The sequence below is a fragment of the Acidovorax sp. 22279 genome (assembly GCF_052045435.1).
GTDB classification, from domain to species: Bacteria; Pseudomonadota; Gammaproteobacteria; order Burkholderiales; family Burkholderiaceae_C; genus Acidovorax; species Acidovorax delafieldii.
Genome location: NZ_JBQEOV010000002.1, coordinates 79789 through 105285, shown reverse-complemented (window position 1 = coordinate 105285; position 25497 = coordinate 79789). Strand labels below are relative to the sequence as shown.

Sequence of the window (25497 nt, the reverse complement as noted above, 5' to 3'; positions counted from 1 at the left end):
AGAGGAAAGAAGGTGGCGGGCCATCAGGCCTGCGCAGCCAGCACGGCCCGCCCGCGCTGCACAAAGCCCTGGTACTGCGCATCGGGCACCAGCAGGCCGCCCGTGGTCCACACCAGGTGGGTGGCCTGGTGCAGCACGGCCTCAATGCCCGTGCTGCGCAGCCAGGCCTGCCCTGCCGTGGTACCCGTCAACATGGCCGGGCCGCTGAAGCCTGCGGCAGCCGAGGGCTCGATGCGCTCGCCCAGGGCATCCAGCACCCGCACCAGCTGCCCAAACAAAGTGTCGTCGGCCACGGTGAACACACCCGACAGCAGCGGACGCATCAGTTCGGCGGCCAGCAGCGACGCACGCGGCACGGCCAGGCCATCGGCCTCGGTGCGATTGGTCAGGCCCCAGTCGTAGACAGAGGGGTGTTCCCCCTGCCCCGCCATCATCTGCACCATGAAGCACGGCGACTGCACCGGCTCGGCAAAAAAACAGTGCACATGCGGCCCCAGCACCTGCCGCAGGCCAAAGGTGATGCCCGCCGGCGCGCCGCCCACGCCGCAGGGCAGGTAGACGATGAGCGGGTGCTCGGCATCCACCGCCACGCCCTGCTCGGCCAGTTGCTTTTGCAGGTGCAGCGCCGCTGCGCTGTAGCCCAGCAGCAGCGAGAACGATTGCTCGTCGTCCACAAAGTGGCACTGCGGGTTGCTGGCCGCCTCGGCACGGCCTGCGGCCACGGCGCGTTCGTAGTCGCCCGCGTGCTCCACCACCTGCACGCCACGCTGGCGCAGGCGGTCTTTCTTCCATTCCTTGGCATCGGCCGACATGTGCACCGTGGCCTGAAAACCTAAGGCAGACGCCACCACACCAATGCTCATGCCCAGGTTGCCGGTGGAACCCACCGCTACCTGGTAGCGGCCCAGCAGCTCGCGCGCCTGCGGCGTCGCCAGCGCTCGGTAGTCGCCGCCAGGCTCTACCAAACCATGCTGCAGCGCCAGCCCCTCGGCAAACTCCAGCACCTCGTGCATGCCGCCCCGCGCCTTGATGGAGCCCGCCACGGGCAGGCTGTGATCGGCCTTGATGAACAGGCTCCCTCGCGCTTCGGCCATGTCCAGTGCAGGCGCCAGCGCCGCAGCAGGCAGCAGGGGCGACTCCACCACGCCTCCGGTGGCGGCGAGCTCGGGGAACACCTGCGCCAGCAGCCCGGCAAAACGTGCCAGGCGGGCGGCCGCTGCGTGCGTATCATCCAGACTAATGGTCCTGCCCAGTGCAGGCAGCGCGGCGGCGGGCTGGGCCTGCCGCGCCGGGTTGGTCCACAAAGCAGGCTGGGCATTGCGTAAACGGGCAGTCAGCAAGGCATCCAAGGCAGGTTGGGTTTCGGCAGTCGTCATGGCAGCTATGTCTCGAAGAGTGTTGCCCCCATTCTTCGCCGGTCACGCCTCCGTCACAAACCATTTATATTGAGCGCATCATTAGTATTAATAATGGATATTCGCCTCTCCCCCTCCCTGCTCGCCTGGCTGCGCAGTTTTGATGCAGCCGCCCGCCACGGCAGCTTTACCAAGGCGGCGGCCGAGCTGTGCATCACCCAGGGCGCCGTGAGCCAGCAGGTCAAGCAGCTCGAAGACTGGCTGCGCCGCCCGCTGTTCCTGCGCACGCCGCGCGCCCTGGTGCCGACGCCCGAGGGCAAATGGCTGGCCGTGGTGCTGCGCGAGAGCTTTGACGCCATCGAAAGCACCCTGGCCCAGATGCGCCAGCCGGCAGAGGCCGCCACCGCCACGCTGAGCTGCTCGCCCTCGTTTGCCATGAGCTGGCTCACCCCCCGGCTGGGCGACTTCTTTCGCCAGCACCCCCATACCGGGCTGCGCGTATTTGGCGAGTTCCACACCCTGGACCGCACCCGCATGGTGCGCGACGGCGTGGAGGCCGCCGTGCGCTTTGACCTGGGCGGCTACCGCGACCTGAACGCCACCGTGTTCCTGGACGAATGGCTCATCCCCGTCGCCAGCCCCGAGTTCCTGGCCCGCCACCCGCCCATCACCACACCCGAGGACCTGCACGGCGACTGGCTGCTGCACGACGGCAGCGCCTGGGACGGCGCAGACACCTATGAGGAATGGCAGCACTGGTTTGCGCAAAGGGGCGCCACGCCACCGCCCTGGGCGGGCGGCCAGCAGTTCAACCTGTCGCAACTGGCCCTCGGCGCAGCGCTGGCCGGCCAGGGCATTGCCATGGGCCGCGCCGCGCTGGTGCTGCAGGACGTGAAGGCCGGGCGCCTGGTGCCGCTGCTGGGGCGCAGCGTGCCATCGCGCGCGGCCTATTCGTTTGTGACCACCACGCACCCTAGCCCGGCAATGGAGCTGGTGAAAGAGTGGCTGCTGGAGGAGGTGCAGCGGTTTTGCACAGAGCGCAGCGAGGTATTGCCTCCGTTGGCTTCGCTCTAAACCGAGCATGGCGGCGACAATTTGTATATTTATATACTCTTTATATTAAAAAAGAGTATAATTATCATCATGCCAAACAATCTCATCCCCGCCCTTGCCGCCGCCCGCAAAGCCCACCAGATGACCCAGGCCCAGTTGGCCGAAAGTGCAGGTCTCTCCCGCATGACGGTGCAGCGCACCGAGGGCGGCGACCTGGACCCCCGCTATTCCACCCTGGCCGAAATGGCGCGGGTGCTGGGCATGGACATCATTGCCGTACCCAGCGGCCTGCGGCCCAGCCTGGAGGCATTCATTCAGGCCGGTGGCAAGTTTCTGGGCCAGCCCGAGGGGGTGGATGCGCCGCCCTCGGTGGTGGACAGCCTGCGCCGCTGACCCTGACGACGCACCACCCTACCGCACTGCCCAGCCCAAGCCCCATGAGCACCTCCATCCGCTACCTGCGCCTGTACCTGCACCGCCCCCCGCAGGCGGATGGCAGCGCGGGCGAGCCAGGTAGGACAGCCAACCGTCGTGAGGCCATCGGCTACCTCTCGCAATACGGCGACATCCTGCGTGTGTCGTTTGACGAGAGCTACATCCGCAACCCGCAGCGCCCCACCCTGTCACTCAGCTACCAGGGTGCGGACGAGGCCGCCACGCAGCAGATCCTGGCATCAGCACGCGATGCGCGGCTGGTGCGCACCGATGGACGCTGGCCCGTGTACTTCCAGAACCTGCTGCCCGAAGGCCACAACCGCGAGCGGCTGGCGCGCGAGCGCGGCTGCAGCCCCGACGACGAGTTCGAGCTGCTGGCCGCTGCAGGCCATGACCTGATGGGCGCGCTGGAGGTGGAGCCCGTGCCCGCGCAAGACGGCATCCCGGACGTGGTGCGCTACTGGCACACCACACAGGGCCTGGATGTGCTGGAGCCGGGGTTTGTGGAGTTCCCGGTGGAGGACGCCGCCTCGCTGCCCGGCGTGGTGACCAAGTTCAGCGCGGTGCAGGACGGCCGCCGCTACACCGTGCACCGCCAGGGCGCGGCGGGTAGCGTGATTTTGAAGCTGCCCACCACCGCGCACCCGGACCTGGTGGCCAACGAGTACACCGGCTACCAGCTGTGCAAGGCGCTGGGGCTGAACGTGGCCGATGTGCACGTCATCACCCGCGCCGAGGCCGACCTGCCCGACACCGTTCCCTTCAACGACATCCTGGCCGTGCAGCGCTTTGACCACCTGCCCGGCGGCGCCCGTGTGCACATGGAGGAGTTCAACCAGGTGCTGGGCTACACGCCCCGCCAAAAATACGGCAAGTCGCACGGCAAGGGGGTATTGCACGACTGGGCCACCATGCTGCGTGTGCTCAACCGCCTGAGCCGGCAGCCGGTGCAGGACACGCGAGAATTTCTCGCGCGCATGGTGGCCTTCATCCTGATGGGCAACACCGACGCCCACCTCAAAAACTGGGCCCTGGTCTACCCCGACGGCCGTGTGCCCCAACTGGCCCCGCTGTATGACCCGGTGTGCGTGGCCGCGTTTTTTGATGGAGTGCCAGACCAGCAGTACGCCGTGAACCGCGCCATCGACAGAACCCTGCGGGCGCTGACCTGGGATGACATGGAAGGCCTGATGAAATCCGCCGGGCTGCTGCGCGTGCCCCGGCACCTGGCGCTGCTGCGGGATGTGGTGAAACAGGCGCAGGCCGACTGGCCCGCATTGCTGCGTGATGCACCACCGGCCGTGCAGGCCACCGTACAGCAACGGCTGACGGGGGCGACGGTGCTGGGGCAGATCACCAGCCGCAGCGCCATGAATTGACGTCAAAACGCTCTGCTTTTAATAGCATTTAGCGCATATTTCACTAGCGCTACAGGCCGTTCAGATTCAAATTTTCGTCTCCAGCACCTCGTAGGATGCACGCTCAGCCCGTGGTGCGGCGGGCGCGCTGGCAGTCTTCACACCGGCGCCCCAAACCACGCCCCCACCCCCGCCGTGATGGCCATGGCCAGGGCCCCCCAGAAGGTCACGCGCCAGGCCCCCACGGCCATGCTTGCGCCACCTGTGCGCGCTGCCACAGCCCCCAGCAGCGCCAAAAAGATCAGCGCCGAGCCCGCCACCGCATACAGCAGGCTGCTGGCGGGCGCCACCACGGCAACAGCCAGCGGCAGGGCTGCCCCTACCGCAAAGCTGGCGGCTGATGTGAGGGCCGCTTGCACCGGACGGGCGGCCAGCGCCGGGGACACATTCAACTCGTCCCGCGCGTGTGCGCCCAGCGCGTCGTGCGCCATCAGCTGCGCTGACACCTGCTGGGCCAGCTCGGGGGTCAGGCCTCGGCCGACGTAGATGGCGGTCAGTTCGCGCGCCTCGGCCGCAGGGTCTGTGGCCAGCTCCGCGCGCTCGCGGTCAAGGTCTGCCTTTTCGGTGTCGGCCTGCGAATGCACCGACACATATTCGCCCGCCGCCATCGACATGGCGCCCGCCACCAGCCCAGCGACCGCCGTCACCACGATGGTGGACTGGCTCGATTGCGCAGCCGCCACGCCCACCACCAGACTGGCGGTGGAGACGATGCCGTCATTGGCCCCGAGCACCGCGGCGCGTAGCCAACCAATGCGGTCAGAACGGTGGCCCTCGGCGTGGGCACGGCGCGCGGTATGGGGCATGGGGGCTTCCAAAGTCAAAGGTACAAGCCAGCACCATACATGCACACTCCCGACAAGCCAAACCAACAGGTGGCCGCAGCGGGCTCTTACATCCTCTTGCACCGCTGCCAGCACGATGCCAGCGGTTTTGGATTATCTTGGTGGGTCGCGCTGCCGCCCACCTCTCGGCCGAAACCGGCAAAGGGCTGCCGTTTGCAGGCTCCCAGCGCTAGCAGACCAACAACCCAAAGGACGCCCGTGGCCAAAATTCTGGAAGTGAAATACGAGAACCAGGCCGATGCACGCGTGTGCGAAGTGGCCTACGAGAGCCAGGCCGACCTGTGCTGGCACGAGGTCGCCTACGCCACGCAGGCCACAGGCGATGCGTCCTGGTTCTTCGTGAACTACGAGAACCAGGCCAGCTTCAAAATATTCAAGGTCAAGCGCGAAAGCCAGGCGGACCTCAAGGTCTTCAAGGTGGCCCATGCAGACCAAGCGGGCTGGCGCACCCAGGGGCATGCGCTCAAGGGCAAGCTGGCCTGACGAAGCCCGATAGGCCTGTCACAAAGCCCCTCGGGTGTGTGTGACCACACTACGCCCCTGCTGGCCTCAGCCAGCCTCACCCACCCACGCACTTTTGCAGCTGCTCGCCCAGCCCCGTGGCGCCCAGGCGCATCACATCACCAGGCTTGAGGAACCACGGCGCGGGCTTTTGCCCCAGGCCCACGCCTGCAGGCGTGCCGGTCAGGATGAGGTCGCCCGGCTCCAGGGTCATGAACTGGCTGATGTACGACACCACGGTGGGCACGCCAAAAATGAAATTGCGCGTGCTGCCGTTTTGCACACGTTGGCCATTCACCTCTAGCCACAGGTCGATGGCGTGGGGGTCGGCCACCTCATCGGCCGTCACCAGCCAGGGGCCGATGGGCGCGAAGGTGTCGTAGCTCTTGCCCTTGTCCCACTGCCCGCCACGCTCCAACTGCCAGGCGCGCTCGGACACATCGTTGGCCAGCACATAACCGGCGACATGGGCCAGCGCGTCGGCCTCGGACACATGACGGGCGCGGGTGCCGATAACGATGCCCAGCTCCACCTCCCAGTCGGTCTTGATGGCGCCAGGCGGTATCCGCACATCATCGTTGGGGCCGCTCAGCGCGGTCACGGCCTTCATGAACAGCACCGGCTCGGCGGGCGGCTGCATGCCCGCCTCCTTGGCGTGGTCGGCATAGTTGAGGCCCACGCACACGATCTTGCCCACACCGCCCACCGGACTGCCCAGGCGGGGCGAGCCATAGACGGCAGGCAGGCGGCGCGCGTCAATGGCGGCCAGCGCCGACAGGGCGCGCGGGCTGAGCTGCGCGGGGCCGATATCAGGCAACAGCATGGACAGGTCGCGCAGCGTGCCTTGGGCGTCCACCAGACCGGGGCGTTCTGCACCAGGCTGGCCGTATCGAATGAGTTTCATGGGGTGTCCTTGTCTCTAGGGATGAATCCAGGGCCCGGGGGGCGTACCACCCGGCAGCATAGCGGCACACCGCCTTGCGCGCGTGCACCAATGGCCGCCCCGGGCTTGCCCGATGACGACGCCCCGACGCCAGCGCACCGCCTCATGCGCGCGTAACATCACGGGGGCCGCCGCATCACCGAAAAGCTATCACAATGATAGCTATCAAGGCATGAATTACCGGCGCATCAGCCACTTTTCACTGAATCTTGCACCCATGGCACCCGCCACCGCCTCACCCCCCCCCACCGAAATGCCTGCGCGCCCGCAGCCCCGCAACCCGACCGATCTGTTCTGGTCCTTCACCTGGCTGGCGCTGCAGGGTTTTGGCGGTGTTCTGGCGGTCGTGCAGCGCGAACTGGTGGAGAAAAAACGCTGGATGACGAACGAAGAGTTTGTCGAAGACTGGGCCGTGGCGCAGATCATGCCGGGCCCCAACGTGGTCAACCTCAGCATCATGATCGGGGACCGCTACTTTGGCCTGCGCGGCGCGTTTGCCGCGCTGGCGGGCATGCTGACGTTTCCGCTGATGCTGGTGCTGACGCTGGCGGTGATGTATGCGCAGTTCTCTGCCCAACCGGCCGTGGCAGGCGCGTTGCGTGGCATGGGGGCCGTGGCGGCAGGCCTGATTGCCGGGGTGGGTATCAAGCTGTTTGTCTCGATCCGCAACCATCCGCTCGGCCGCCCCCTGTGCCTGGCCATCACGGCGCTGACCATCGTGGCCATGGCCTGGCTGCGCTGGCCGCTGTTCTGGATCCTGCCGGTGATCGGCGGGGCCGCCTGCCTGCTGACCTGGAGAAAGCTCGCACCATGAGCAGCACCGCCTCCCTCACCGCTCCCTTGATGGCCCTGAGCATCGGCGACTGGCTCAACCTGTTCCTGTATTACCTGTCGCTGTCGCTGCTGGCGGTGGGTGGCGCCATTGCCACCGCGCCCGACATGCACCGCTTTCTGGTCGAACGCCAGGCGTGGCTGACCGACCCGCAGTTCAACGCCTCCATCGCCATCGCCCAGGCCGCCCCGGGCCCCAATGTGCTGTTCATCGCCCTGCTGGGCTGGAACGTGGGCATCAACGCAGGCGGCCCCGGTGTGGCTGGCTGGCTGCTGGGCGCGCTGGGCATGGCGGTGTGCATGCTGGGCGTGATGCTGCCCAGCAGCCTGCTGACCTGGACGGCCACACGCTGGGGCCACCGCAACCGCGAGCGGCGCGGCGTGCGCGCGTTCAAGCAAGGCATGGCCCCGGTGGTGATCGGCCTGCTGGTGGCTACGTCCTGGGTGCTGGCGCGCGCCCATGGCGAATGGACCACCGACTGGCCCCTCTGGCTGCTGACCGCCACGGCCACGGTGCTGGTGTGGCGCACCAAGCTGCACCTGCTGTGGATGCTGGGCGCCGGTGCACTGCTGGGTGCGCTGGGGCTGGTCTAACGGCTTGGAAGGCCGGGGTGCGCTGCGCAACCCCCGGCAACGGGCATGATTTCTTTCTCTTTTTTTGAAAGGCACATCCATGCAACTCCGCTCCCTGGGCCGCTCGGGCCTGCAGGTCTCGCCCCTGTGTTTTGGCGGCAATGTGTTTGGCTGGACGGCCGATGAAGCCACCTCGTTCGCACTGCTCGACGCGTGGGTGGACGCAGGCTTCAACTTCATCGACACCGCAGATGTGTACTCGCGCTGGGCACCGGGGCACACCGGGGGCGAGTCCGAATCGGTGATCGGCCGCTGGCTCAAGCGCAGCGGCAAGCGCCATCGCATCGTGCTGGCCACCAAGGTGGGCAAGGACATGGGGGACGGCAAGGTGGGCCTGCGCCCCGCCTACATCCGCCAGGCGGTGGAGGCATCGCTGCAGCGGCTGCAGACCGACCACATCGACCTGTACCAGTCACACGACGACGACACCACTGTGCCGCTGGCCGACACACTGGGCGCGTATGCAGACCTGATCCGGGCCGGCAAAGTGCGTGCCATTGGTGCCTCCAACTACAGCGCCGCGCGCTTGCAGGAGGCGCTGCAGACCAGCGAACGCCTGGGCCTGCCGCGCTACGAAAGCCTGCAGCCGCTGTTCAACCTGTACGACCGCGCCGTGTTTGAAGACGCGCTGCAGCCGCTGTGTGTGCAGCAGCAGGTCGGCGTGATCAACTTCTACGCGCTGGCCGCCGGGTTCCTCACCGGCAAATACCGCACGGCAGCCGACGCCGCCAAGAGCGCACGCGGCGCCAACACCACGGCCAAGTACCTCAACGACCGGGGGCTGCGCATTCTGGCGGCGCTGGACGCCGTCGCACACCGCTACAACGCCACGCCCGGCCAAGTGGCCGTGGCCTGGCAGATGGTGCAACCGGGCATCACCGCACCCATTGCCAGCGCCACGTCAGTGGCCCAGCTGCATGAGCTGGTCAAGGCCACCCAGCTGCAACTGGACAGCGATGCGCTGGCCCAGCTGGACGCCGCCAGCGCCCAAGGCTGAACCCAACAAAAAAGGCCCGCGCGTGCGCGGGCCCTTAGCGTATGGCTTGACGGGTTGCGGGGTGAACGGAATGACGCCCCCCTGCCCATCAGCTGATCCGGCGACCGTTCTCCGCGTAGATCGCCAGGTAGATGGCGTCCGAGCCGATGTAGGGCGCCTTGTTGCCAAAGCCAACGTTGAAGTCACCAAACGACAGGGACCGGATGGCCATCAGCCCGGCGCGCAGGCGTTCGCGCGTGGGCTCCTTGCCCGCGTTCTTCAGGCCTTCAATCATGATCTGGGCGTTGAGCCAGCCCTCCAGCGCGCTGTTGCTGTTCAAAAACGCCGGGTCTCCACCCGTGGCCTTCATCGTGGCTTGGAACTTGCGCACCGCCACCGACTTTTGCGAATTGGCATCGGGGAACACCTGCACCAACGCCAGGCCGCGCGTGGAGGCCGCCAGCTTGGGCAGCTCCGACGAGATCACCGTGACGGACAGACCGGCCAGCGGCACACCCTGCGCCTTGGCACGGAAGGCCTGCACAAACGCGGTATTGGCCGTGCCGGTAGTGGCCAGCAGCACGGCGCCGGGGCGCTCGGCCGCCACCTTATCGGCCAGCTCGGCGCCATTTTTGCCGTCCACGGCCAGCGCAAACTCGCCGCCGCGTTCGACCTTGATCTCGTCCAGTGCAGTGGACATGTCCTTGAGCACCTCTTTGCCAAACGGGTTGTCCAGGTACACCACCGCAATGCGCTTGAGGCCCATCTCCACGATCTGCTTGACCAGGCGCTGGGTTTCTTCGCGGTAGCTGGGGCGCAGGAAGAACACATGCTTGTTGGCCGCTGCACGCAGCGATGTGGCGCCGGTCACCGGGCCCACGGTGGGGATGCCCTTGGACTCGATGAGCGGCAGGATGGACGCGGTGTTGGCAGTACCCAGCGGCGAGATAAGCGCGAACACCGACTGCGCATCGACCATGTCGGTCACGTTCTTGAGCGTGCGCGCAGCCACGTAGCCGTCGTCCTTGACCTCCATGCGGATTTCGCGGCCCAACACGCCGCCAGCGGCATTCACCTCGGCAAACGCGGCCTTCATGCCCGCCACCTGCTCAATGCCTGCCTGGCCGAGCGGCCCCGTCAGGGCAATGGAACAGCCCAGGGTGATGGAGCGCGCAGTCAACGCCTCCTCGGCCGCCATCGCGGTGTGGGCCCATGCGGGCAGGCCAGTGGCGGCAACGGCCTGGGTGGCACGCAAAAGAAAGTGGCGACGGCTCATGATGTGCAGGGCAGATAAAACAAAGGTGGCGCAGGCTACCGGCCAGAGCGCCTCCCCGCCTGTCAGCTGTGCGACAAAGGGTGGCAGGCGTACGTCAAATCAGGGTTTCTACCGGGATTCGACAGCGTGTGAACGCCCCCTGCAGCACCGCGCAACCCGGGGCTGAGCGCCTGCACCACGCACACCCGCTCAATCGCCCAGCAACTGCGGCAGCACCGTCGCCGCCGTGCCGCGCAGCACCGCGTGCGCTACATCGTCCAACGCACTGGGCGCGGGGTTGAGCACCACCACCCTGGCACCGGCGGCCCGAGCCTGGTGGGCCAGACCCGCTGCGGGGTACACCGCACCGGCCGTGCCCACCACCAGCATCAGGTCGCATTGGTTGGCCGCCTGTTCGGCGGCCTCCAACGTCGCCAGCGGCAAAGGCTCGCCAAACCACACCACGCCCGGACGCAGCATGTTGCCGCAGCGGTCGCAGTACGGCGGGTGGCCGGCCACTGCGTGGTCGATGAAGCAGCAGTTGCGCGGGGTGTCGAGCCAGCGGTCCTGAAAAATGTCGCCGTGCAGGCACAGCACGCCGGTGCTGCCCGCGCGCTGGTGCAGCCCGTCCACGTTCTGGGTGATGAGGGTGATGCAGTCGGGGTGGCGGCGCTGAAAGTCGGCCAGCGCCAGATGCCCTGCGTTGGGCGACACACCGGTCAGCAGGTCGCGCCGGTACTGGTACCAGTCCCACACCCGCTGCGGGTGGGCGCGAAAGCCTGCCTCGGTCGCCATGTCTTCGGGGCGAAACTGCGCCCAGTAGCCCGTCTGCACATCGCGGAAGGTCGGCACGCCAGATTCGGCGCTGACCCCGGCGCCCGTCAGCACGGCGATGCGCTGGCTTTGCCGGACCCAGGCTTTCACGGTGTCCAGCATGGTGCCTTCCCCGGTGGAGCCAGCGGGCCGAGGATCAAGTCCTCTGGCGCAGCGCCTCGTACAGGCACACGCCGCTGGCCACGGATACGTTCAGGCTCTCGACCGCGCCCTTCATGGGGATGCTGACCAGCTCGTCGCAGGTCTTGCGCGTGAGCTGGCGCATGCCGTCGCCTTCGGCGCCCAGCACCAGGGCCACGGGGCCTTTCAGGTCCACCTGATAAATGGTCTTGGGCGCATCGTCGCTGGTGCCGATGCACCAGATGTTGCGCTCCTTGAGTTCGTTCAGGGTGCGCGAAAGGTTGGTGACCATGAAATACGGCATGGTCTCGGCCGCACCGCTGGCCACCTTGGCCACGGTGGCGTTGATGCCCACGGCGTGGTCCTTGGGGGCGATGACGGCATGGGCACCCGCGCCGTCGGCCACGCGCAGGCAGGCGCCCAGGTTGTGGGGGTCGGTCACGCCATCCAGCACCAGCAGCAGGGGCTGCTCGATGCCTGCGGCTTCCAGGTCTTCCAGCAGCTCGTCCAGCGAGGTGGCAACCTTCACGGGCTCCACCCGCGCGGCCACGCCCTGGTGGCCGTGGCTGCCTGCCAGCTTGGCGATGCGCACGCTGTCGGCTTCGATGAGGCGGGCACCGGCCTCGCGGGCACGGTCGAGAAACTGGCGCATGCGTGCATCGCGGCGCGTGGCTTCGTAGTAAATCTCGATGATGGATTGCGGCGCGGTCTTCAGACGCACGCCCACGGCGTGAAAGCCGAAGAGAACTTTGGGGCTGGACATGGGGGGATTATCCGCTGGGCGCAGCCCACTCCCTCAGGCCACTATCAAATTCATAGCTGCTTGCGCATGTTTCACTAGCGCCTGCAGCCCAAAACGCTCAAAAACCCCACCCACCACTCACACCACGCGCCCTGCATCGATCGTGATGCGCCGCTCGCACTGCGCGGCGATCGCGCGGTCGTGGGTCACCAGCACCAGCGTTGTGCCCAACTCGCGGTTGAGCTCGAACATGAGCTTCATGATGGTTTCGCCGGTCGCAAAGTCCAGGCTGCCCGTGGGCTCGTCGGCCAGCAGCACGGCAGGCTGCACCACAAACGCCCGGGCCAGGGCCACGCGCTGCTGCTCGCCGCCCGACAGCACCTTGGGGTAGTGCGACAGGCGCTGCCCCAGTCCTACGCGCGCCAGCATCTCGGTGGCGGCCTTGCGTGCATCGCGGCGGTCGGCCAGCTCCAGCGGCAGCATGACGTTCTCCAGCGCTGTGAGGTTGCCCATGAGCTGGAAGCTCTGGAACACAAAACCCACCTTCTGGGCCCGCAATGCAGCCCGCGCATCTTCATCGATGGCAAACAGGTCGTGGCCGTCCAGCCGCACCGTTCCGCGCGTGGGGGTATCGAGCCCCGCGATGATGGACAGCAGCGTGCTCTTGCCCGAGCCCGAGGCGCCGACGATGGCCGCCGTTTCCCTGGCAGCCAGGCGGAAATCGATATCCCGCAGAATGTCGAGGGTTCCGGTGGAATCCGTCACCGACTTGAACACATGCTCCACGGCAATGATGGGGGTGGCGGGCGGTGTCTTGGGCAGTGGGGAGGATTCGGACATGAAAGGCTCTTTACTTTGATTCGCAATCTGCAGCAACGGCGCCACTTTATCCTGAGCGCATCTATCGGCCTGGTGGTGGGGCTTTGTGCGCCCACGGCCTTTGCGCAGGCCGCCGCCAAGGCAGGGACTGCCGGACGCCCTTCGGTGATTCTGGTGCTGGGGGACTCGCTCAGCGCCGAATACGGCCTGGCGCGGGGCACGGGCTGGGTGGCACTGCTGGAAAAACAACTGGCGCAAGACAAGCTCGCAGCCACCGTGGTCAATGCCAGCGTGAGCGGCGAGACCACCTCGGGCGGCCGCTCGCGCCTGGCTGCACTGCTCGCGCAGCACAAGCCCAGCCATGTGGTGATTGAACTGGGGGGCAACGATGCCCTGCGCGGCCTGCCGCTCAAGAACACCGAAGAGAACCTGGCCTGGATGACCCAGGCGGCGCAAAAGGCCGGGGCCAAGGTCTTGCTGGTGGGCATGCAGGTGCCGCCCAACTATGGCACCGACTACGCGAACAAGTTTGCGGGTCTGTTCACCACCGTGGCACAGACCCACAAGGCGGCTGTGGTGCCATTTTTCTTGAAGGGTGTGGCTGACGGACCGGACCCGACCCGCCTGTTCCAGCCCGACCGCATTCACCCTCGCGCCGAAGCGCATCCGCAAATGCTGGCCAACGTGTGGCCAGAGCTCAAAAAGCTGCTGCGTTAGGGATTCGCTGCACGCATCGAGCGGTCAGTGTGCGCTGCGGATCGGGAGGGGCTGCCACGCGAAAAAAAACGCAGCAATAGCCGTAGCTATTGCGAGTATTTGCAACGCTGCAGACCGCCAGAGACCGCAGATGAACAGGGCGCGGCGATTGGTGCAGCGGACCCCTGTGACGCAGCCAGGTCACTCAGCCTGCAGGCTGCTCGGGATGGCCTGCAGCGCCCGCTGGCTGGTCGTCAGCGGGCTGGTCATCCCCTTGCGGATCGTTCGGCCTGCGCTGTGTTTTGGCCCTCAGCTTCTCTTCCTTTTTTTGTTTTTTGGCGAGTTCGCGCTGGCGTTTTTCGTATCCGTAGTTGGGTGTTGCCAAGGTAGTTGCTTCCTGAAGTTGAGACTCACTGTAACAGGACGGGGTTTTCAGGCCCCTGCCGGGGTGCGCTGCAGCGGAATGACGGCAGCTCGGTACGCATGCCAGCTGGCAAAGCCCAGCACAGGCCCCGCCAGCACCAGGCCCACCCCCCAAAACCACAGCGAGACGGCCACGATGAGGGTGATCAATGCGCCCCACAGCAGCATCACGCCGGGGTTTTCAATCACCACACGCATGCTGGTAATGCCCGCAGTCAGCGCGTCGGTGTCGCGGTCCAGAATCATGGGGATGGACACCACGGAGGTGGAAAACACCAGCGCCGCAAACACACCGCCCACCACCGTGTACACCGCCACAAAGCTCCAGTTCTGCGGGTTGAACACCGCCTGCAGCACACCGGTGGTCGAGGGCATGCCGGTGTTGAAGAACACGGCAAACACCACCAGCGAGGCCCTGCCCCAAAGCAGCTCCAGCACCACCAGCACCAGCACCAGCATGCCCATGCTGCCCATGTGGCTGTCCCAGCAGGTAAGGGATTCGCTCAGCTGCGGCTTCAGGCCCGCCTCGCGCCGACGGCTGGTGTCGTAAAGCCCCATGGCCAGAAAAGGCCCCACCAGCAGACAGCCACTGGCAAGCGACATGGTGTATTCAGGCCGCGTGCGGAACACCCAGCCCAGCACCCCCGCCATGACCCAGAAGCACACGCCATAGAAAACAGCAATGCCCGGCGCGGCGCGCACATCGTCCAGGCCGCGCCGCAGCCACCGGAAGGGGTCGGCCACGCGCAACGGCTGCAGCTGCACGGGCTGGGCGGTCTGGGCCTTCACGCGGTCGGCAATGGCCTCAGCCTGCCGGGCCTCGGAGGTGTCAGGGGTGCCAAGGGTGTCCGGCACAGGCTTGGAGGATGTCGCGTTCATTCCGCCACACTAAGCCCGCCCGTTCGGCTGCGCCACTGAGGAAAGCCCGTATCCCATACGAAATCCAGCGGCAGTGGGCCGCGCCGGACCCTTGCCGAGGCCGTCTCAGCCCTGGGTGAAGGCGCGCTCCATCGCCTGTTGCAGGTCGCGCCGCAGGTCCTCCACAGCCTCCAGGCCGATCGAAAACCGCACCAGCGTGCCCGGCTTCAAATGGGCGGGCGGCCGACTGCGCATGCTGGCAATGTTGTAAGGGACGACCAGGCTCATGGGGCCGCCCCAGCTGTAGCCCAGCTTGAACAAGCGCAAGCCGTCGCAGAAGGCATCCACTTGCTGTTGGGTGTACCGGGCGTCGATCATCACGCTGAACAGGCCAGCTGCCAGCCCCTGCCCGCCGTGAGCAGCGCCACACAGGTCCTTCCAGTGAGCATGGCCGGGCGCGCCTTCCAGCGCGGGGTGCAGCACTTGCGCAATGGCGGGTTGCTGCTGAAACCACCGCGCCAGCTGGCGGGCAGCGTCATCGTGGGCGCGATAGCGCAGTCCGATGCTGGGCAGCGCACGCAGCACGGCCTCGGCGTCGTTCGCCCCCACGCCCAGTCCCAGCCGCATGTGCGTCAGCTTGATCTTCATGTGCAGGCCCGGGTCGCGCGTGATCACGCTGCCCATGAGCACATCACCTCCTCCGCTCGGATACTTGGTGAGCGCATGGGCCGAGATGTCCACCCCCAGGCTGCCGTCGCCGGTCAGGTCAAAGGGCGCAAACGCCAGGCCCGCGCCCCAGGTGTTGTCCAGCGCGGTTGTCACGCCCCTATCGCGGCAAATGCGCACCTGCTCGCACAGGTCCGGAAACTCCATGCTGACAGAGCCCGGCGCCTCCAGCCAGACCAGACGGGTGGCCGGCGTGATGCGGGCAGCCAGGTCGGCCGGATCCAGCGGGTCGTAAAACACATGGGTGATCCCGAACCGGGCGAGTTCGCCATTGGCCAGATCCTTGCCGGGTCCGTAGGCGTTGTCGGGGATCAGCACCTCATCGCCGGGCTTGAGGAGCGCCAACCCCACGTTGGCAATGGCCGCCAAGCCACTGGGCACCAGCACACACTGCAGACCGCCCTCCAGCGCACACAGGCGCTCTTCGAGGATGAAGGTCGTGGGCGTGCCGTGCAGCCCGTAGGTGTAGCCGCTTTTGTCTTTCCACTCGCGCGAGCGCATGGCCGCAACGCTGGGAAAGATGACGGTGGAGGCCTTGAAAACCCCCGGTTGGGGAGCTACAAACCCGGCCGGAGGCTGGTAGTCGTGGTGGACGATATGGGTGGCAAGATCAATGTCGTGGTCTTTCATGCCAGCCATGGTAGCGCGCCGCCCGGAGTGACCCGGGCGGCGCTTAGATCGATTGGCGATCACACCGCAGGGCTTGGGATGCATGCACCACAAGCCCTGCAGGTTGGCATTAACCAGCCGTCACGACCAGCTGGTTGTTCACCGAGGTCACGCCACTCACGCCCTTGGCGATGGTCTCGGCGCGTTCACGGGCCACCGTGGAGGGTGCGGGCCCGTTCAGCGTGACCTTGCCGTTGACAGTGTCTACATTGATCTTGACGGCGCTCAGGTCGGGGTCCTTGGCCAGGCCCGCGCTCACCTGGGCGGTGATGGTGGCATCGTCGATGACGCCCTTGGCGGAGTTGGCTGCCTGCTTGGCCGTGGCTTCCGCATTGGCCGCGCCCTGCTCCATCTTGGTCTCTGCGTTCTGCATCGCGCCCTCGGCCTTCACACGGGCGTCAGCTGCGGCTTGTTCGGTCTTTTCGACGGCAGAGTCCAGTCGCTGGCCCACGGTGGGCTCTTCGGTCTTGTTGCAGGCGGCCAGGCCCAAGGCCAGGGCACTCACGGCCAGAATGCTCGCAACGCGATGGGCGGGACGGTCGATCAGATTCTTGGGGTTCATGCAATGACTCCTTGCGGTTGAAACATGGCCTCACTGTAGGCAGCGGGCAGCGGCTTGCGGGTCGGACATCGCCGAAGTGCTTGTAGGACGGCAACGCCAGACGCGCATCGGCCGCACTCCCTGCTGAGCGGGTGACAATCGGGGCATGACCGTGTCTTCGCTCGCCCGTTGGCTTCCTTTTTTGAAATGGCCCCGCCCTGACCGACAACTGCTCAAAGGGGAGTTCTGGGCGGGCATGACGGTGGGGCTGATGCTGGTGCCGCAGGGTGTGGCCTATGCGGCGCTGGCGGGCATGCCGCTGGTCACGGGCATCTACGCATCGCTGATTCCGGCATTGGTCGCCGTGCTGTTCAGTTCATCCACGCGGCTGGGGGTGGGGCCCACAGCGCTCACCAGTTTGCTGATCGGCGCCTCGCTCACCGGCCTGGCCGAGCCAGGCAGTGCGCAGTGGGTGGCCCTGGCGGCATGGATGGCCCTGCTGTCGGGTCTGCTGCAGATGGTGATGGGCATGGCGCGCTTTGGCTGGTTGCTCAACCTCGTGACCTCACCCGTACTCAATGGTTTTACGCAGGCGGCGGCCCTGCTGATCCTGGGGTCGCAGTTGGGGGCACTGACAGGGTTGCGGGCTGCCGACTGGGGCGCCCTGCTGTCCACGCCATCGCTGGGGCTGTTCGACCTGACTGCAGCGGGCTTCGGCCTGGGGAGCCTCGCTTTGCTGATGCTGGCGCGCCGCGTGTTGCCCCAGTTCCCGGCGGCCATCGTGGTGGTGGGTGCTGCGGGTGCTCTGAGCTGGGCCCTGGGTTATGCCGATGCAGGTGGCGCAGTGGTGGGCGCCTTGCCGTCGGGCTTGCCAGCGCCCTATTGGCCCGGCGCCCTGCCCTGGTCCAGTTTCAGTGCATTGGTCATGCCCGTGCTGGTGGTGACGCTGGTGAGCTTTCTGGAGACGGCATCGAGCGCCAAGGTGGAAAGCCAGCGCTCCAAGGAGCAGTGGAACGAAAACCAGGACCTGATTGGCCAGGGCCTGGCCAAGATCAGCAGTGGCCTGTGCGGCAGTTTTGCCACGAGTGCGTCGTTTTCACGCTCGGCCATCAACCTCTACGCCGGTGCCAAGACGGGCTGGGCCACACTGTTTGCGATCAGCCTGGTGCTGGTCGTGCTGCTGTGGTTGACGCCCGCGCTGTACCACGTGCCGCAGTCGGTGCTGGCGGCGGTCGTGGTCACGGCCGTCACCAGCCTCATCAAACCGGGCACCCTGATGAGGCTGTGGCGGGTGTCGCGGGTAGAGGCAGTGATCGGCGGCGTCACCTTTGCCCTGACCCTGGCCACGGCGCCGCGCATGTACTGGGGCGTGCTGGTGGGCTTGCTGATGAATCTGAGCCACTTTCTCTACCAGCGACTGCACCCGCGCATCATTGAAGTGGGCCTGCACCCTGATGGGAGCCTGCGCGACCGGCACCTGTGGCACTTGCCGCCACTGGCACCCCGGCTACTGGCGCTGCGCATGGACGCGGAGCTGGACTTTGCCTCTGCCAGCGCTCTGGAGCGGCGCGTGACCGAACACCTGGCCGCCCACCCCGAGGTGCTGCACCTGTGTCTGCTGGCGCAGCCCATCAACCGCATCGATGTGACCGGCGTGGAAACCTTCGCCCAGTTGCTGGCGCAAATGGAACTGCGGGGTGGAACATTGCATCTGAGCGGACTGAAGCTGCCGGCAGAGCAGGTCTTGCGGCAGGCGGGGTTGCTGAAGCCGGGCCCAGGGCTGGCCATGTACCGCACCGATGCCGAGGCGCTGGTGGCGCTGGTGGCGCTGCAGCAGCTTCCCGAGTCCGTCGTGGCCCGTGCGTAGACCGGGTTTCACCTACGCCGCGCCGGCCTTGCGTTGGCCCTGTTCTTGCTGGCGCGCTGGTACACTTGCCTAACTCTCTTTGTTCCAATTTGTGTCTGACTCTGCGGCCTCTCATCTGGTAGATCTGCGCGACCTTCGCCTGGATACTGCTCACGCTCTGGTGGCTCAGGCCGGCGGCAGCGAGGCAGCACTGCACCGCGAGGTGCCTTCTCTGTACCTGCAGGGTCTCATCGATGGCCTGTGCGAGCTGTCGCTCAAAGACCCGCTCACCGGCCTGGCCAACCGCAGACATTTCCGCGCGGTGCTCGAGCGCGAGATCGACCGCGTCACACGCTCAGGCGAGGCGGCACTGCTGCTGATGCTGGACATCGACCATTTCAAAAAGGTGAACGACACCCACGGCCACCTGGCTGGTGACGTGGTGTTGCAGTCGGTGGCCCGCACGCTCAGTGCTTGCGTGCGCCCCATGGACACCTTGGCCCGCTACGGCGGTGAAGAATTTGCCGTGGTGCTGCCGGCCTGCCAGGCTGCCTTTGGCCGCGTGGTGGCAGAACGCATCCGGCGCGCGGTGGCCAACACGCCCATCCGCATTTCCCCCACGGTGGAGCTGAACGTCACCGTGAGCATCGGCGGCGCATTTGCCATGCAGTGGATCCGCTCCACCACCCTGCTGTGGACCGACCGGGCCGACCACCAGCTCTACCAGGCCAAGGCGTCGGGCCGCAACCGCGTCAGCATCGAGGAACAACCCGACAGCACCGTCAGTGCCGAAGAGAAAAGCCTGTTGTTTGGCCCGCTCTACACCCCTTCGGGTTGGGGCGACCTGCCTCCACTGGACCCCAACCCAACAGGCAGCGCCTACTGAAAGTTAGATGATGAGCGACGCGCTGTCCCCCCAACCCACAACGCCTGCAGCCCCTGCAGGCCCTGCCACCCCCCTGGCCTCTGCCGCTCCTGGCGCCCGCATCATTGCGGTGACCAGCGGCAAAGGCGGTGTGGGCAAGACTTTCGTATCAGCCAACCTGGCCGCCGCCCTCACCCGCCGAGGCCAGCGCGTGCTGGTGCTCGACGCCGACCTGGGCCTGGCCAACCTGGACGTGGTGCTGAACCTGCACCCCAAGATCACCCTGCACGACGTGTTCACCGGCAAGGCCGCACTGGACGATGCTGTGATCGCCGCGCCCGGTGGCTTTGACGTGCTGCTGGCCGGTTCTGGCATGGTGGAGTATTCGCGCCTCACGCCCGAAGTGCGCAACCAGTTCCTGAACGTGATCCAGGCGCTCACGCCGCGCTACGACGTGGTGCTGCTCGATACCGGCGCCGGTATCTCCGACGTGGTGCTGTTCTCGGTGTCCCTGGCCTCCGAGGTGCTGATCGTGGCCACGCCCGAGCCCACTTCGCTCACCGACGCCTACGCTGCCATCAAGGTGCTGGCCATGCAGCAAAAACGCCAGCATGTGCGCATGGTCATCAACCAGGCGGCGCGTCCGGGCGACGGCCGCGCCATCACCAGCCAGCTGCAGCAGGTGCTCGACCGCTTTGTGAGCACCGAATCCGGTCGCCCCATGCGGCTGATCCACATGGGCGACATCCCGGCCGACCCCTCGGTGCGCGACGCCGTGATGCGCCGCCAGCTGCTGCTGCTGCAGACCCCCGGCTGCCCGGCGGCACTGGCCATTGCCCAGCTGGCCAACAAGATCGAGTCCACGCTGCTGTCGCCTGCGGCCTGATCTGGATACGCCGAGCGGCGCATGAGGCGCGGCCCGGCCACTGTGACCCACAGGCCCGCCAGCGGGCCTTTGTGCATTTTTACTGCCGTGAACACTACCGACACCGTCCTCAACATCTCCTGCTACAAGTTCGTGCCGCTGCCCGATGCCGCCGCGCTGCGCGATGTGCTGCATGAGCGTGCAGTGGCCGCCCATCTCAAGGGCACCATCCTGCTGGCCGAAGAGGGCATCAACTTCTTTCTGGCGGGCCCGGCCGAAGCCGTGCGTGATTTTGTGGCTCAGCTGCGTACCGACGAACGCTTTGCCGATCTGGAGCCCAAGGAGAGCTGGTCGGCCACGGTGCCGTTTCGCAAGATGCTGGTCAAGGTCAAGCGCGAGATCATCCGCATGGACCACCCCACCATCCGCCCCGCCGCAGGCCGTGCGCCTTCGGTAGACCCGGCCACGCTGCGCCGCTGGCTGGACCAAGGCCATGACGACGACGGCCGCGAAGTGGTCACGCTCGATACCCGCAACGCCTTCGAGGTGGACGCAGGCACGTTCGACAACGCCATCGACTGGCGCATCGACAAGTTCACCGAGTTTCCCCCTGCACTGCGCGCGCACAAAAGCGAACTGCAGGACAAGACGGTGGTGAGCTTCTGCACCGGCGGCATCCGCTGCGAAAAAGCCGCCATCCTCATGCGCGAGGAAGGCTTGCCCCATGTCTACCAGCTGGAGGGTGGCATCCTGAAATACTTTGAGCTGACAGACGGCGCGCACTACCACGGCGGGTGTTTTGTGTTTGACGAGCGCCGCGTACTGGACACCGGGCTCGCCATCGACACGCCTACAGCGGCTGCAGCCGCTACAGAAAGCGCTATCAAATCATGAGCTGCCAGCGCTTTATGTACTAGCGCTACAGCCCATTTTTATCCACATATCACGCTTTGATCACGCCTTGAAGCGGTGTTCCGGCAGGGGTATCCACTCCACCTCGCCCGGCACCTGGCCCATGGCCTGGGCCTCCCAGTCGCTGGCGGCCTGCACGATGCGGTCCTTGCGGCTGGAGACAAAGTTCCACCACATGTGGCGGGGCGCATCCAGCGGCTCGCCGCCAATCACCATCAGGCGCACGGCGCTCTCGCCCGCCGTCAGGCGCAGGGGCTGGCCGGGTTCCGTCACGGCCAGGATGTGCGCAGGCACCTCATCGTCGTTCAGCGACACGGGTGCGTCCACGGTGTACACCGCCAGCTCGGGCACCAGCGCCGGAATCTTTAGCGTGGCCCCGGCAGGCAACTGAATGTCCAGGTACAAGGTGCGCGAATACGTGGCCACCGGCGAGGTCTGACCAAAGGCCTCGCCGATCAACACCCGCACGGTGGCGCCATCCACCAGCAACTCCGGAATGGCCGCAGCAGGCGTGTGCACAAACGAGGGGTCAGCTTCCTCATGGGCGGCTGGCAACGCAGCCCATAGCTGGATGCCATGGTTCACATAAGCCTGGTTCGCAAAGCTCTCTGGGCGGCGCTCGGAGTGAACGATGCCGCGCCCCGCCGTCATCCAGTTGATGGCGCCGGGCTCGATCTGCTGCACGTAGCCCAGGCTGTCGCGGTGCATGATGGCACCAGAGAACAAATAGGTCACCGTCGCCAGGCCAATGTGCGGATGGGGCCGCACATCGTGGCTGTCGCCCGGTTCCACCGTCACCGGACCGAAGTGGTCGAAAAACAGGAAGGGCCCCACGGCCTTGCGCTGCACAGCGGGCAGCAGGCGGCGCACGGTGAAACCGCCGCCCAGATCCTTGGCATGGCCCGTGAGGGGCAGAAAGCTGGGGGTATCGCTCATGATGCACGCTCCAACGAAGTGCTGATCTCGGTCGTCACCGTGGTCATCAGCTTGTGCACAGGGCATTTCTGCGCCACGGTTTCCAGCTCGGCGATCTGGGCATCGGTGAGGTCACCGCTGACTTGCAACCGGGTCGCGAGGCGGTAGACCCCCGTGCGTTCGGCCGATGCGTCGCGCTCAACCACCGTCTGCACATCTTCCACCGGCAGGCCCTTGCGGCGTGCGTACCACAACACCGTAAGCGCCTTGCAGGCCCCCAAGGCAGCGTCATACAGGTCGTGCGGGCTGGGGCCGCTGTCAGCGCCGCCCTCCTCCACACTGCCATCGGCCACGAGATCGTGCGCGCGGATATGCACGGTCTGGGCCATGGGCGCGCCGGGGACGCGCCGCAATTCAACTGCCATGGGGTGTTCTCCTGGTTGTATTGGGGCGCGCCACTGTAGCGCCAAAAGTGGGCTTAGCGGTCGAGCCGGCGGGCCACGTCAGCCACGCGCTGGCCGAACTGCTTGCCCGTTTCCAGGTCGCCAGGGAACATCTCGGCGGCCGAGGCGTCGGACGGCGACTGGGACATGGCGCCACTGAACGAGCCGATCCAGTTCACATCGTTGCGCGTGGCCGCCTTGGAGTTGGCGGGCATCATGCCGTTGCCCACCCAGATGCCGCCGTGCTGCATGGCCAGGTGGAACATGTAGTCCAGCGTGATCTGCTTGTCGCCATTGGTGCTGGCGCTGTTGGTGAAGCCTGCAAACAGCTTGTCCTTCCAGGCTTGGCTGAACCAGGGCTTGGACGAGGCGTCGGCAAATTTCTTGAACTGCCAGCTGGGGCCCGCCATGTAGGTCGGCGAGCCAAAGATGATGGCGCTGGCAGCGGCCAGCGTTTCCCAGCCGCCTTCGGGCAGGTTGCCCTCCGCATCAATGGCGACCAGCTGGGCGCCTGCACCTTCCGCCACAGACTGCGCCAGGCGCTGCGTGTGACCATAACCCGAGTGGTAAACAACTGCGATGTGTGCCATGAGATAACTCCTGTTGAAACGATGAGGGAACGAGACCAGGGGAAAGAACCAAAAGAACTACCAACAGAACGACAACCAACGACGAGATTGAATGCCAGAACCTGCACCCCTGCGGGTTGCAGGCCCTTTCTATGCCATCCGGATCAGCGGTCCGAGCGGCGAGCGTCCAGGCTCCAGGCGCCGGCGCCAAATGCTGCCAGGGCCAGCAGGCCGCCGGTCACGCCCACGTTCTTGAAGAACATGAGCTGCTGCATCATTTGCTTGTCAGCGGGCAGGTTCCAGTAGGCATGAAAGAAGAAACTGGCCACCAGCGTGAAGAAGGCCAACGCCAGTGCGGCAAACCGGGTGCCCACGCCAAAGATCAGCGCCAGGCTGCCCAGCACTTCGACCGCCGCCGCAACCGCTGCCGCCACCGTGGGCATGGGCAGGCCCACCGAGGTGATGTAGCCCACGGTGCCGGCAAAGCCGGTCAGTTTGCTGATGCCCGCAGGCAGGAACAGGGCGGCCAGCAGCAGGCGCGATGCCAGGGCCAGAGGGTTTTGCAGGGATGTGAACATGGTGAAGAACTCCTGAGTGAAAGTGGTTACGAAGTAAAGATCAGGCGGCCAGGTCAAACACCAGCACCTCGGCGTCGTGGCCATCGGTCAACGACAAGGTGGTTTCCTTTTCCATCAGCAGCGCGTCGCCACCCGACAGGGCCTGGCCGTTGGCGCTCAGCGCGCCACGCACCAGGTGCACATAGGTCTTGCGGGCGGGGTTCAGCGCCAGGGTGGCGGACTCGTCACCATTCAGCAAGCCCGCATACAAGGCTGCGTCAGCATGGATCTTCACCGAGCCCTGGACGCCGTCGGGCGATGCCACCAGGCGCAGGGCGCCGCGCTTTTCAGCCTCGGCAAAAGTCTTTTGCTCGTAGCTGGGCGGGATACCACGCACGTTCGGCTCAATCCAGATCTGCAGAAAATGCGTGGTCTGGCCAGCAGCGTGGTTGAACTCGCTGTGCTGCACGCCGGTGCCTGCACTCATGCGCTGCACGTCACCGGGCGGGATGCCCTTGACGTTGCCCATGCTGTCCTTGTGGGCCAGCTCGCCCGACAGCACGTAGCTGATGATTTCCATGTCGCGGTGGCCATGGGTGCCAAACCCGGTGCCCGGCGCAATGCGGTCTTCGTTGATGACCCGCAGGTTGCCAAAGCCCATGTGGGCAGGGTCGTAGTACCCGGCAAACGAGAAGCTGTGGAAGGAATTGAGCCAGCCATGGTCAGCGTGGCCCCGGTCTTGCGATTTACGAACAGTCAGCATGTGAGTGCTCCTTTCAAGACTCGACTGTAGGACCGCAGCCACCTCTGCGGGCACAGACGGATTGATGGCACTGTTCAAATAATCTGAATTAACATGGCACCACCATGCAAAACGCCCGCGATGTCCTCACCCCCGATGCGCTGACCATGCTGCAGGTGATTGCCGAGGCTGGCAGCTTTGCCGCCGCCGCACGGCAACTGGGCCTGGTGCCCAGCGCCCTCACCTACCGCGTGCGCCAGATCGAAGACGCACTGGACGTGCTGCTGTTCGACCGCAGCGCACGCCAGGCCCGCCCTACTGAGGCCGGGGTGGAGCTGCTGCGCGAAGGCGCGCGCCTGCTGCAAGACATCGACGCGGTAGCCCACCGCGTGCGCCGCGTGGCCACGGGTTGGGAGCCACAGCTCACGCTGTCGGTGGACGGCATCATTTCGCCCCACACCCTGCTGGAGCTGGTGGACGCGTTCTACGCCATGAAGCCCCCGACGCGGCTGAAGCTGCGCGACGGCATCATGACCGGCACGCTGGAGGCGCTGACCTCCGGCCGCGCAGACCTGGCCATTGGCGTCTCGGTGGCCAGCAACAACGTGGCCGGCCTGCAGCAAGGGCTGCTGGGTGACGTACTTTTCATCTACGTGGTGGCGCCCCATCACCCGCTGGCCACCGCGCCCGAGCCCATCTCCGACGCCACGCTGCTCGAACACCGCGCCGTGGCCGTGGCAGATTCGGCCACCCGGGGCGGCGCCACCATGGGCCTGCTGGGTGGGCAGGATGTGCTGACGGTGGACACCATGCAGGCCAAGGTGCGCGTGCAGTTGCGCGGCCTGGGCGGCGGCTTTCTGCCCGAACCCATGGTGCGCCCCTACCTGGAAGCCGGCCGGCTGGTGGCGCGCCGCGTGGCCCGGCCCGAACGCAACGTGCGCGTGCACTACGCCTGGGGTGGTCCTGGCTTCACCGCACCCGGCCGCGCGCTGCAGTGGTGGCTGAACCAGCTGCAAAGTCCCGCCACACGCCGCGCTCTGCTGGAAAACCACCATCATTTGTGACCCTGATCAAGTGCGCACAGGCCGGCACCGCGTGTAGAGTGGTTCC

General features: G+C 66.2%; 29 protein-coding genes. 13 read left to right on the top strand and 16 right to left on the bottom strand.

Going from position 1 to position 25497, the window contains the following annotated elements; genetic code table 11:
• Positions 1-23 precede the first annotated feature (23 nt).
• A complete protein-coding gene (locus tag ACTJKQ_RS03295; RefSeq protein WP_440595984.1) occupies positions 24-1376 on the bottom strand; it encodes a D-serine ammonia-lyase in 1353 nt (450 codons plus the stop codon).
• A 93-nt stretch (positions 1377-1469) separates the two neighbouring features.
• On the opposite strand from ACTJKQ_RS03295, the gene ACTJKQ_RS03290 reads away from it, so the two are divergent.
• The 3 genes from ACTJKQ_RS03290 (at position 1470) to ACTJKQ_RS03280 (ending at position 4222) form a co-directional block, all read left to right on the top strand.
• The gene (locus ACTJKQ_RS03290) at positions 1470-2429 is read left to right on the top strand and encodes a LysR substrate-binding domain-containing protein (protein WP_440595983.1); all 960 of its coding nucleotides are present in this window, start codon (positions 1470-1472) and stop codon (positions 2427-2429) included.
• Between the two features lie 69 nt (positions 2430-2498).
• On the top strand, positions 2499-2801 hold the full coding sequence (locus tag ACTJKQ_RS03285; protein ID WP_440595982.1) for a helix-turn-helix transcriptional regulator: 303 nt from the start codon (positions 2499-2501) through the stop codon (positions 2799-2801).
• A gap of 44 nt (positions 2802-2845) precedes the next feature.
• A complete protein-coding gene (locus ACTJKQ_RS03280) occupies positions 2846-4222 on the top strand; it encodes a type II toxin-antitoxin system HipA family toxin (RefSeq protein WP_440595981.1) in 1377 nt (458 codons plus the stop codon).
• A 137-nt stretch (positions 4223-4359) separates the two neighbouring features.
• Here the strand turns inward: ACTJKQ_RS03280 and ACTJKQ_RS03275 are convergent, their stop codons facing one another.
• Entirely contained in the window at positions 4360-5067 is a 708-nt protein-coding gene (locus tag ACTJKQ_RS03275; RefSeq protein WP_395454435.1) for a VIT1/CCC1 transporter family protein, read from the bottom strand.
• A 237-nt stretch (positions 5068-5304) separates the two neighbouring features.
• On the opposite strand from ACTJKQ_RS03275, the gene ACTJKQ_RS03270 reads away from it, so the two are divergent.
• Complete coding sequence (locus ACTJKQ_RS03270; RefSeq protein ID WP_146870804.1) at positions 5305-5589, top strand: DUF6150 family protein; 285 nt, start codon at positions 5305-5307, stop codon at positions 5587-5589.
• Between the two features lie 76 nt (positions 5590-5665).
• Here ACTJKQ_RS03270 and ACTJKQ_RS03265 read toward each other — a convergent pair whose 3' ends face one another.
• The gene (locus ACTJKQ_RS03265) at positions 5666-6511 is read right to left on the bottom strand and encodes a fumarylacetoacetate hydrolase family protein (RefSeq protein WP_440595980.1); all 846 of its coding nucleotides are present in this window, start codon (positions 6509-6511) and stop codon (positions 5666-5668) included.
• A 256-nt stretch (positions 6512-6767) separates the two neighbouring features.
• Between ACTJKQ_RS03265 and ACTJKQ_RS03260 the strand changes: the two genes are divergently transcribed.
• The 3 genes from ACTJKQ_RS03260 to ACTJKQ_RS03250 all read left to right on the top strand — a co-directional run bounded on the left by ACTJKQ_RS03260 (position 6768) and on the right by ACTJKQ_RS03250 (position 9011).
• Positions 6768-7364, top strand: a complete 597-nt coding sequence (locus tag ACTJKQ_RS03260; RefSeq protein ID WP_440595979.1) for a chromate transporter — start codon at positions 6768-6770, stop codon at positions 7362-7364.
• Positions 7361-7975 (top strand): chromate transporter, encoded by a 615-nt coding sequence (locus ACTJKQ_RS03255; RefSeq protein ID WP_440595978.1) that lies wholly within the window; start codon positions 7361-7363, stop codon positions 7973-7975. The genes ACTJKQ_RS03260 and ACTJKQ_RS03255 overlap by 4 nt, the downstream gene beginning before the upstream one ends.
• 79 nt (positions 7976-8054) lie before the next feature.
• Complete coding sequence (locus ACTJKQ_RS03250) at positions 8055-9011, top strand: aldo/keto reductase (RefSeq protein ID WP_440595977.1); 957 nt, start codon at positions 8055-8057, stop codon at positions 9009-9011.
• 88 nt (positions 9012-9099) lie between these two features.
• On the opposite strand, the gene ACTJKQ_RS03245 is transcribed toward ACTJKQ_RS03250, so the two are convergent.
• The 4 genes from ACTJKQ_RS03245 to ACTJKQ_RS03230 form a co-directional block, all read right to left on the bottom strand.
• Positions 9100-10266 carry an ABC transporter substrate-binding protein gene (locus ACTJKQ_RS03245; RefSeq protein WP_260667162.1) on the bottom strand — a complete coding sequence of 389 codons (1167 nt, stop codon included), beginning with the start codon at positions 10264-10266 and terminating at the stop codon, positions 9100-9102.
• Between the two features lie 189 nt (positions 10267-10455).
• Complete coding sequence (locus tag ACTJKQ_RS03240; protein WP_440595976.1) at positions 10456-11181, bottom strand: SIR2 family NAD-dependent protein deacylase; 726 nt, start codon at positions 11179-11181, stop codon at positions 10456-10458.
• A gap of 34 nt (positions 11182-11215) precedes the next feature.
• Positions 11216-11962 carry a 23S rRNA (guanosine(2251)-2'-O)-methyltransferase RlmB gene (rlmB, locus tag ACTJKQ_RS03235; protein WP_094290709.1) on the bottom strand — a complete coding sequence of 249 codons (747 nt, stop codon included), beginning with the start codon at positions 11960-11962 and terminating at the stop codon, positions 11216-11218.
• 117 nt (positions 11963-12079) lie between these two features.
• Positions 12080-12781, bottom strand: a complete 702-nt coding sequence (locus ACTJKQ_RS03230) for an ABC transporter ATP-binding protein (RefSeq protein WP_056644256.1) — start codon at positions 12779-12781, stop codon at positions 12080-12082.
• A 15-nt stretch (positions 12782-12796) separates the two neighbouring features.
• Between ACTJKQ_RS03230 and ACTJKQ_RS03225 the strand changes: the two genes are divergently transcribed.
• The gene (locus ACTJKQ_RS03225) at positions 12797-13477 is read left to right on the top strand and encodes an arylesterase (RefSeq protein ID WP_015013948.1); all 681 of its coding nucleotides are present in this window, start codon (positions 12797-12799) and stop codon (positions 13475-13477) included.
• Positions 13478-13661: 184 nt separating this feature from the next.
• Here the strand turns inward: ACTJKQ_RS03225 and ACTJKQ_RS03220 are convergent, their stop codons facing one another.
• The 4 genes from ACTJKQ_RS03220 to ACTJKQ_RS03205 form a co-directional block, all read right to left on the bottom strand.
• Positions 13662-13841 (bottom strand): hypothetical protein, encoded by a 180-nt coding sequence (locus ACTJKQ_RS03220; RefSeq protein ID WP_082564946.1) that lies wholly within the window; start codon positions 13839-13841, stop codon positions 13662-13664.
• 47 nt (positions 13842-13888) lie between these two features.
• Positions 13889-14758, bottom strand: coding sequence for a DUF2189 domain-containing protein (locus ACTJKQ_RS03215; RefSeq protein ID WP_288850428.1), 870 nt, complete (start codon positions 14756-14758; stop codon positions 13889-13891).
• 105 nt (positions 14759-14863) lie between these two features.
• On the bottom strand, positions 14864-16102 hold the full coding sequence (locus ACTJKQ_RS03210; protein WP_440595975.1) for a PLP-dependent transferase: 1239 nt from the start codon (positions 16100-16102) through the stop codon (positions 14864-14866).
• A 100-nt stretch (positions 16103-16202) separates the two neighbouring features.
• Positions 16203-16694, bottom strand: coding sequence for a BON domain-containing protein (locus ACTJKQ_RS03205; RefSeq protein ID WP_440595974.1), 492 nt, complete (start codon positions 16692-16694; stop codon positions 16203-16205).
• Between the two features lie 145 nt (positions 16695-16839).
• Between ACTJKQ_RS03205 and ACTJKQ_RS03200 the strand changes: the two genes are divergently transcribed.
• From ACTJKQ_RS03200 to ACTJKQ_RS03185, 4 genes are all read left to right on the top strand, one after another.
• Entirely contained in the window at positions 16840-18540 is a 1701-nt protein-coding gene (locus ACTJKQ_RS03200) for a SulP family inorganic anion transporter (RefSeq protein ID WP_440595973.1), read from the top strand.
• 91 nt (positions 18541-18631) lie between these two features.
• On the top strand, positions 18632-19405 hold the full coding sequence (locus ACTJKQ_RS03195) for a GGDEF domain-containing protein (protein WP_056065041.1): 774 nt from the start codon (positions 18632-18634) through the stop codon (positions 19403-19405).
• A gap of 10 nt (positions 19406-19415) precedes the next feature.
• Positions 19416-20270, top strand: coding sequence for a MinD/ParA family protein (locus ACTJKQ_RS03190; protein ID WP_146870794.1), 855 nt, complete (start codon positions 19416-19418; stop codon positions 20268-20270).
• A gap of 87 nt (positions 20271-20357) precedes the next feature.
• Positions 20358-21143, top strand: a complete 786-nt coding sequence (locus ACTJKQ_RS03185; RefSeq protein ID WP_440595972.1) for a sulfurtransferase — start codon at positions 20358-20360, stop codon at positions 21141-21143.
• Positions 21144-21203: 60 nt separating this feature from the next.
• Here ACTJKQ_RS03185 and ACTJKQ_RS03180 read toward each other — a convergent pair whose 3' ends face one another.
• The 5 genes from ACTJKQ_RS03180 to ACTJKQ_RS03160 all read right to left on the bottom strand — a co-directional run bounded on the left by ACTJKQ_RS03180 (position 21204) and on the right by ACTJKQ_RS03160 (position 24408).
• The gene (locus ACTJKQ_RS03180) at positions 21204-22097 is read right to left on the bottom strand and encodes a pirin family protein (RefSeq protein ID WP_440595971.1); all 894 of its coding nucleotides are present in this window, start codon (positions 22095-22097) and stop codon (positions 21204-21206) included.
• Positions 22094-22501 carry an OsmC family protein gene (locus ACTJKQ_RS03175; RefSeq protein WP_099730380.1) on the bottom strand — a complete coding sequence of 136 codons (408 nt, stop codon included), beginning with the start codon at positions 22499-22501 and terminating at the stop codon, positions 22094-22096. The genes ACTJKQ_RS03180 and ACTJKQ_RS03175 overlap by 4 nt, the downstream gene beginning before the upstream one ends.
• A gap of 53 nt (positions 22502-22554) precedes the next feature.
• Positions 22555-23109, bottom strand: a complete 555-nt coding sequence (locus tag ACTJKQ_RS03170) for a flavodoxin family protein (protein ID WP_056063158.1) — start codon at positions 23107-23109, stop codon at positions 22555-22557.
• Positions 23110-23252: 143 nt separating this feature from the next.
• Positions 23253-23666: a DoxX family protein gene (locus ACTJKQ_RS03165; protein ID WP_056744599.1), complete on the bottom strand. Its 414-nt coding sequence runs from the start codon at positions 23664-23666 to the stop codon at positions 23253-23255.
• A 40-nt stretch (positions 23667-23706) separates the two neighbouring features.
• Entirely contained in the window at positions 23707-24408 is a 702-nt protein-coding gene (locus tag ACTJKQ_RS03160) for a pirin family protein (protein ID WP_440595970.1), read from the bottom strand.
• A gap of 104 nt (positions 24409-24512) precedes the next feature.
• On the opposite strand from ACTJKQ_RS03160, the gene ACTJKQ_RS03155 reads away from it, so the two are divergent.
• Positions 24513-25451, top strand: coding sequence for a LysR family transcriptional regulator (locus tag ACTJKQ_RS03155; RefSeq protein WP_056744595.1), 939 nt, complete (start codon positions 24513-24515; stop codon positions 25449-25451).
• Positions 25452-25497 lie beyond the last annotated feature (46 nt).

Excerpts from the sequence above, each read along its gene's own strand:
- ACTJKQ_RS03295 (WP_440595984.1), bottom strand. The coding sequence starts at position 1,376 with ATGACGACTGCCGAAACCCAACCTGCCTTGGATGCCTTGCTGACTGCC.
- ACTJKQ_RS03290 (WP_440595983.1), top strand. The coding sequence starts at position 1,470 with ATGGATATTCGCCTCTCCCCCTCCCTGCTCGCCTGGCTGCGCAGTTTT.
- ACTJKQ_RS03285 (WP_440595982.1), top strand. The coding sequence starts at position 2,499 with ATGCCAAACAATCTCATCCCCGCCCTTGCCGCCGCCCGCAAAGCCCAC.
- ACTJKQ_RS03280 (WP_440595981.1), top strand. The coding sequence starts at position 2,846 with ATGAGCACCTCCATCCGCTACCTGCGCCTGTACCTGCACCGCCCCCCG.
- ACTJKQ_RS03275 (WP_395454435.1), bottom strand. The coding sequence starts at position 5,067 with ATGCCCCATACCGCGCGCCGTGCCCACGCCGAGGGCCACCGTTCTGAC.
- ACTJKQ_RS03265 (WP_440595980.1), bottom strand. The coding sequence starts at position 6,511 with ATGAAACTCATTCGATACGGCCAGCCTGGTGCAGAACGCCCCGGTCTG.
- ACTJKQ_RS03260 (WP_440595979.1), top strand. The coding sequence starts at position 6,768 with ATGGCACCCGCCACCGCCTCACCCCCCCCCACCGAAATGCCTGCGCGC.
- ACTJKQ_RS03255 (WP_440595978.1), top strand. The coding sequence starts at position 7,361 with ATGAGCAGCACCGCCTCCCTCACCGCTCCCTTGATGGCCCTGAGCATC.
- ACTJKQ_RS03250 (WP_440595977.1), top strand. The coding sequence starts at position 8,055 with ATGCAACTCCGCTCCCTGGGCCGCTCGGGCCTGCAGGTCTCGCCCCTG.
- ACTJKQ_RS03245 (WP_260667162.1), bottom strand. The coding sequence starts at position 10,266 with ATGAGCCGTCGCCACTTTCTTTTGCGTGCCACCCAGGCCGTTGCCGCC.
- ACTJKQ_RS03240 (WP_440595976.1), bottom strand. The coding sequence starts at position 11,181 with ATGCTGGACACCGTGAAAGCCTGGGTCCGGCAAAGCCAGCGCATCGCC.
- rlmB (WP_094290709.1), bottom strand. The coding sequence starts at position 11,962 with ATGTCCAGCCCCAAAGTTCTCTTCGGCTTTCACGCCGTGGGCGTGCGT.
- ACTJKQ_RS03230 (WP_056644256.1), bottom strand. The coding sequence starts at position 12,781 with ATGTCCGAATCCTCCCCACTGCCCAAGACACCGCCCGCCACCCCCATC.
- ACTJKQ_RS03215 (WP_288850428.1), bottom strand. The coding sequence starts at position 14,758 with ATGAACGCGACATCCTCCAAGCCTGTGCCGGACACCCTTGGCACCCCT.
- ACTJKQ_RS03210 (WP_440595975.1), bottom strand. The coding sequence starts at position 16,102 with ATGGCTGGCATGAAAGACCACGACATTGATCTTGCCACCCATATCGTC.
- ACTJKQ_RS03205 (WP_440595974.1), bottom strand. The coding sequence starts at position 16,694 with ATGAACCCCAAGAATCTGATCGACCGTCCCGCCCATCGCGTTGCGAGC.
- ACTJKQ_RS03200 (WP_440595973.1), top strand. The coding sequence starts at position 16,840 with ATGACCGTGTCTTCGCTCGCCCGTTGGCTTCCTTTTTTGAAATGGCCC.
- ACTJKQ_RS03190 (WP_146870794.1), top strand. The coding sequence starts at position 19,416 with ATGAGCGACGCGCTGTCCCCCCAACCCACAACGCCTGCAGCCCCTGCA.
- ACTJKQ_RS03180 (WP_440595971.1), bottom strand. The coding sequence starts at position 22,097 with ATGAGCGATACCCCCAGCTTTCTGCCCCTCACGGGCCATGCCAAGGAT.
- ACTJKQ_RS03175 (WP_099730380.1), bottom strand. The coding sequence starts at position 22,501 with ATGGCAGTTGAATTGCGGCGCGTCCCCGGCGCGCCCATGGCCCAGACC.
- ACTJKQ_RS03170 (WP_056063158.1), bottom strand. The coding sequence starts at position 23,109 with ATGGCACACATCGCAGTTGTTTACCACTCGGGTTATGGTCACACGCAG.
- ACTJKQ_RS03165 (WP_056744599.1), bottom strand. The coding sequence starts at position 23,666 with ATGTTCACATCCCTGCAAAACCCTCTGGCCCTGGCATCGCGCCTGCTG.
- ACTJKQ_RS03160 (WP_440595970.1), bottom strand. The coding sequence starts at position 24,408 with ATGCTGACTGTTCGTAAATCGCAAGACCGGGGCCACGCTGACCATGGC.
- ACTJKQ_RS03155 (WP_056744595.1), top strand. The coding sequence starts at position 24,513 with ATGCAAAACGCCCGCGATGTCCTCACCCCCGATGCGCTGACCATGCTG.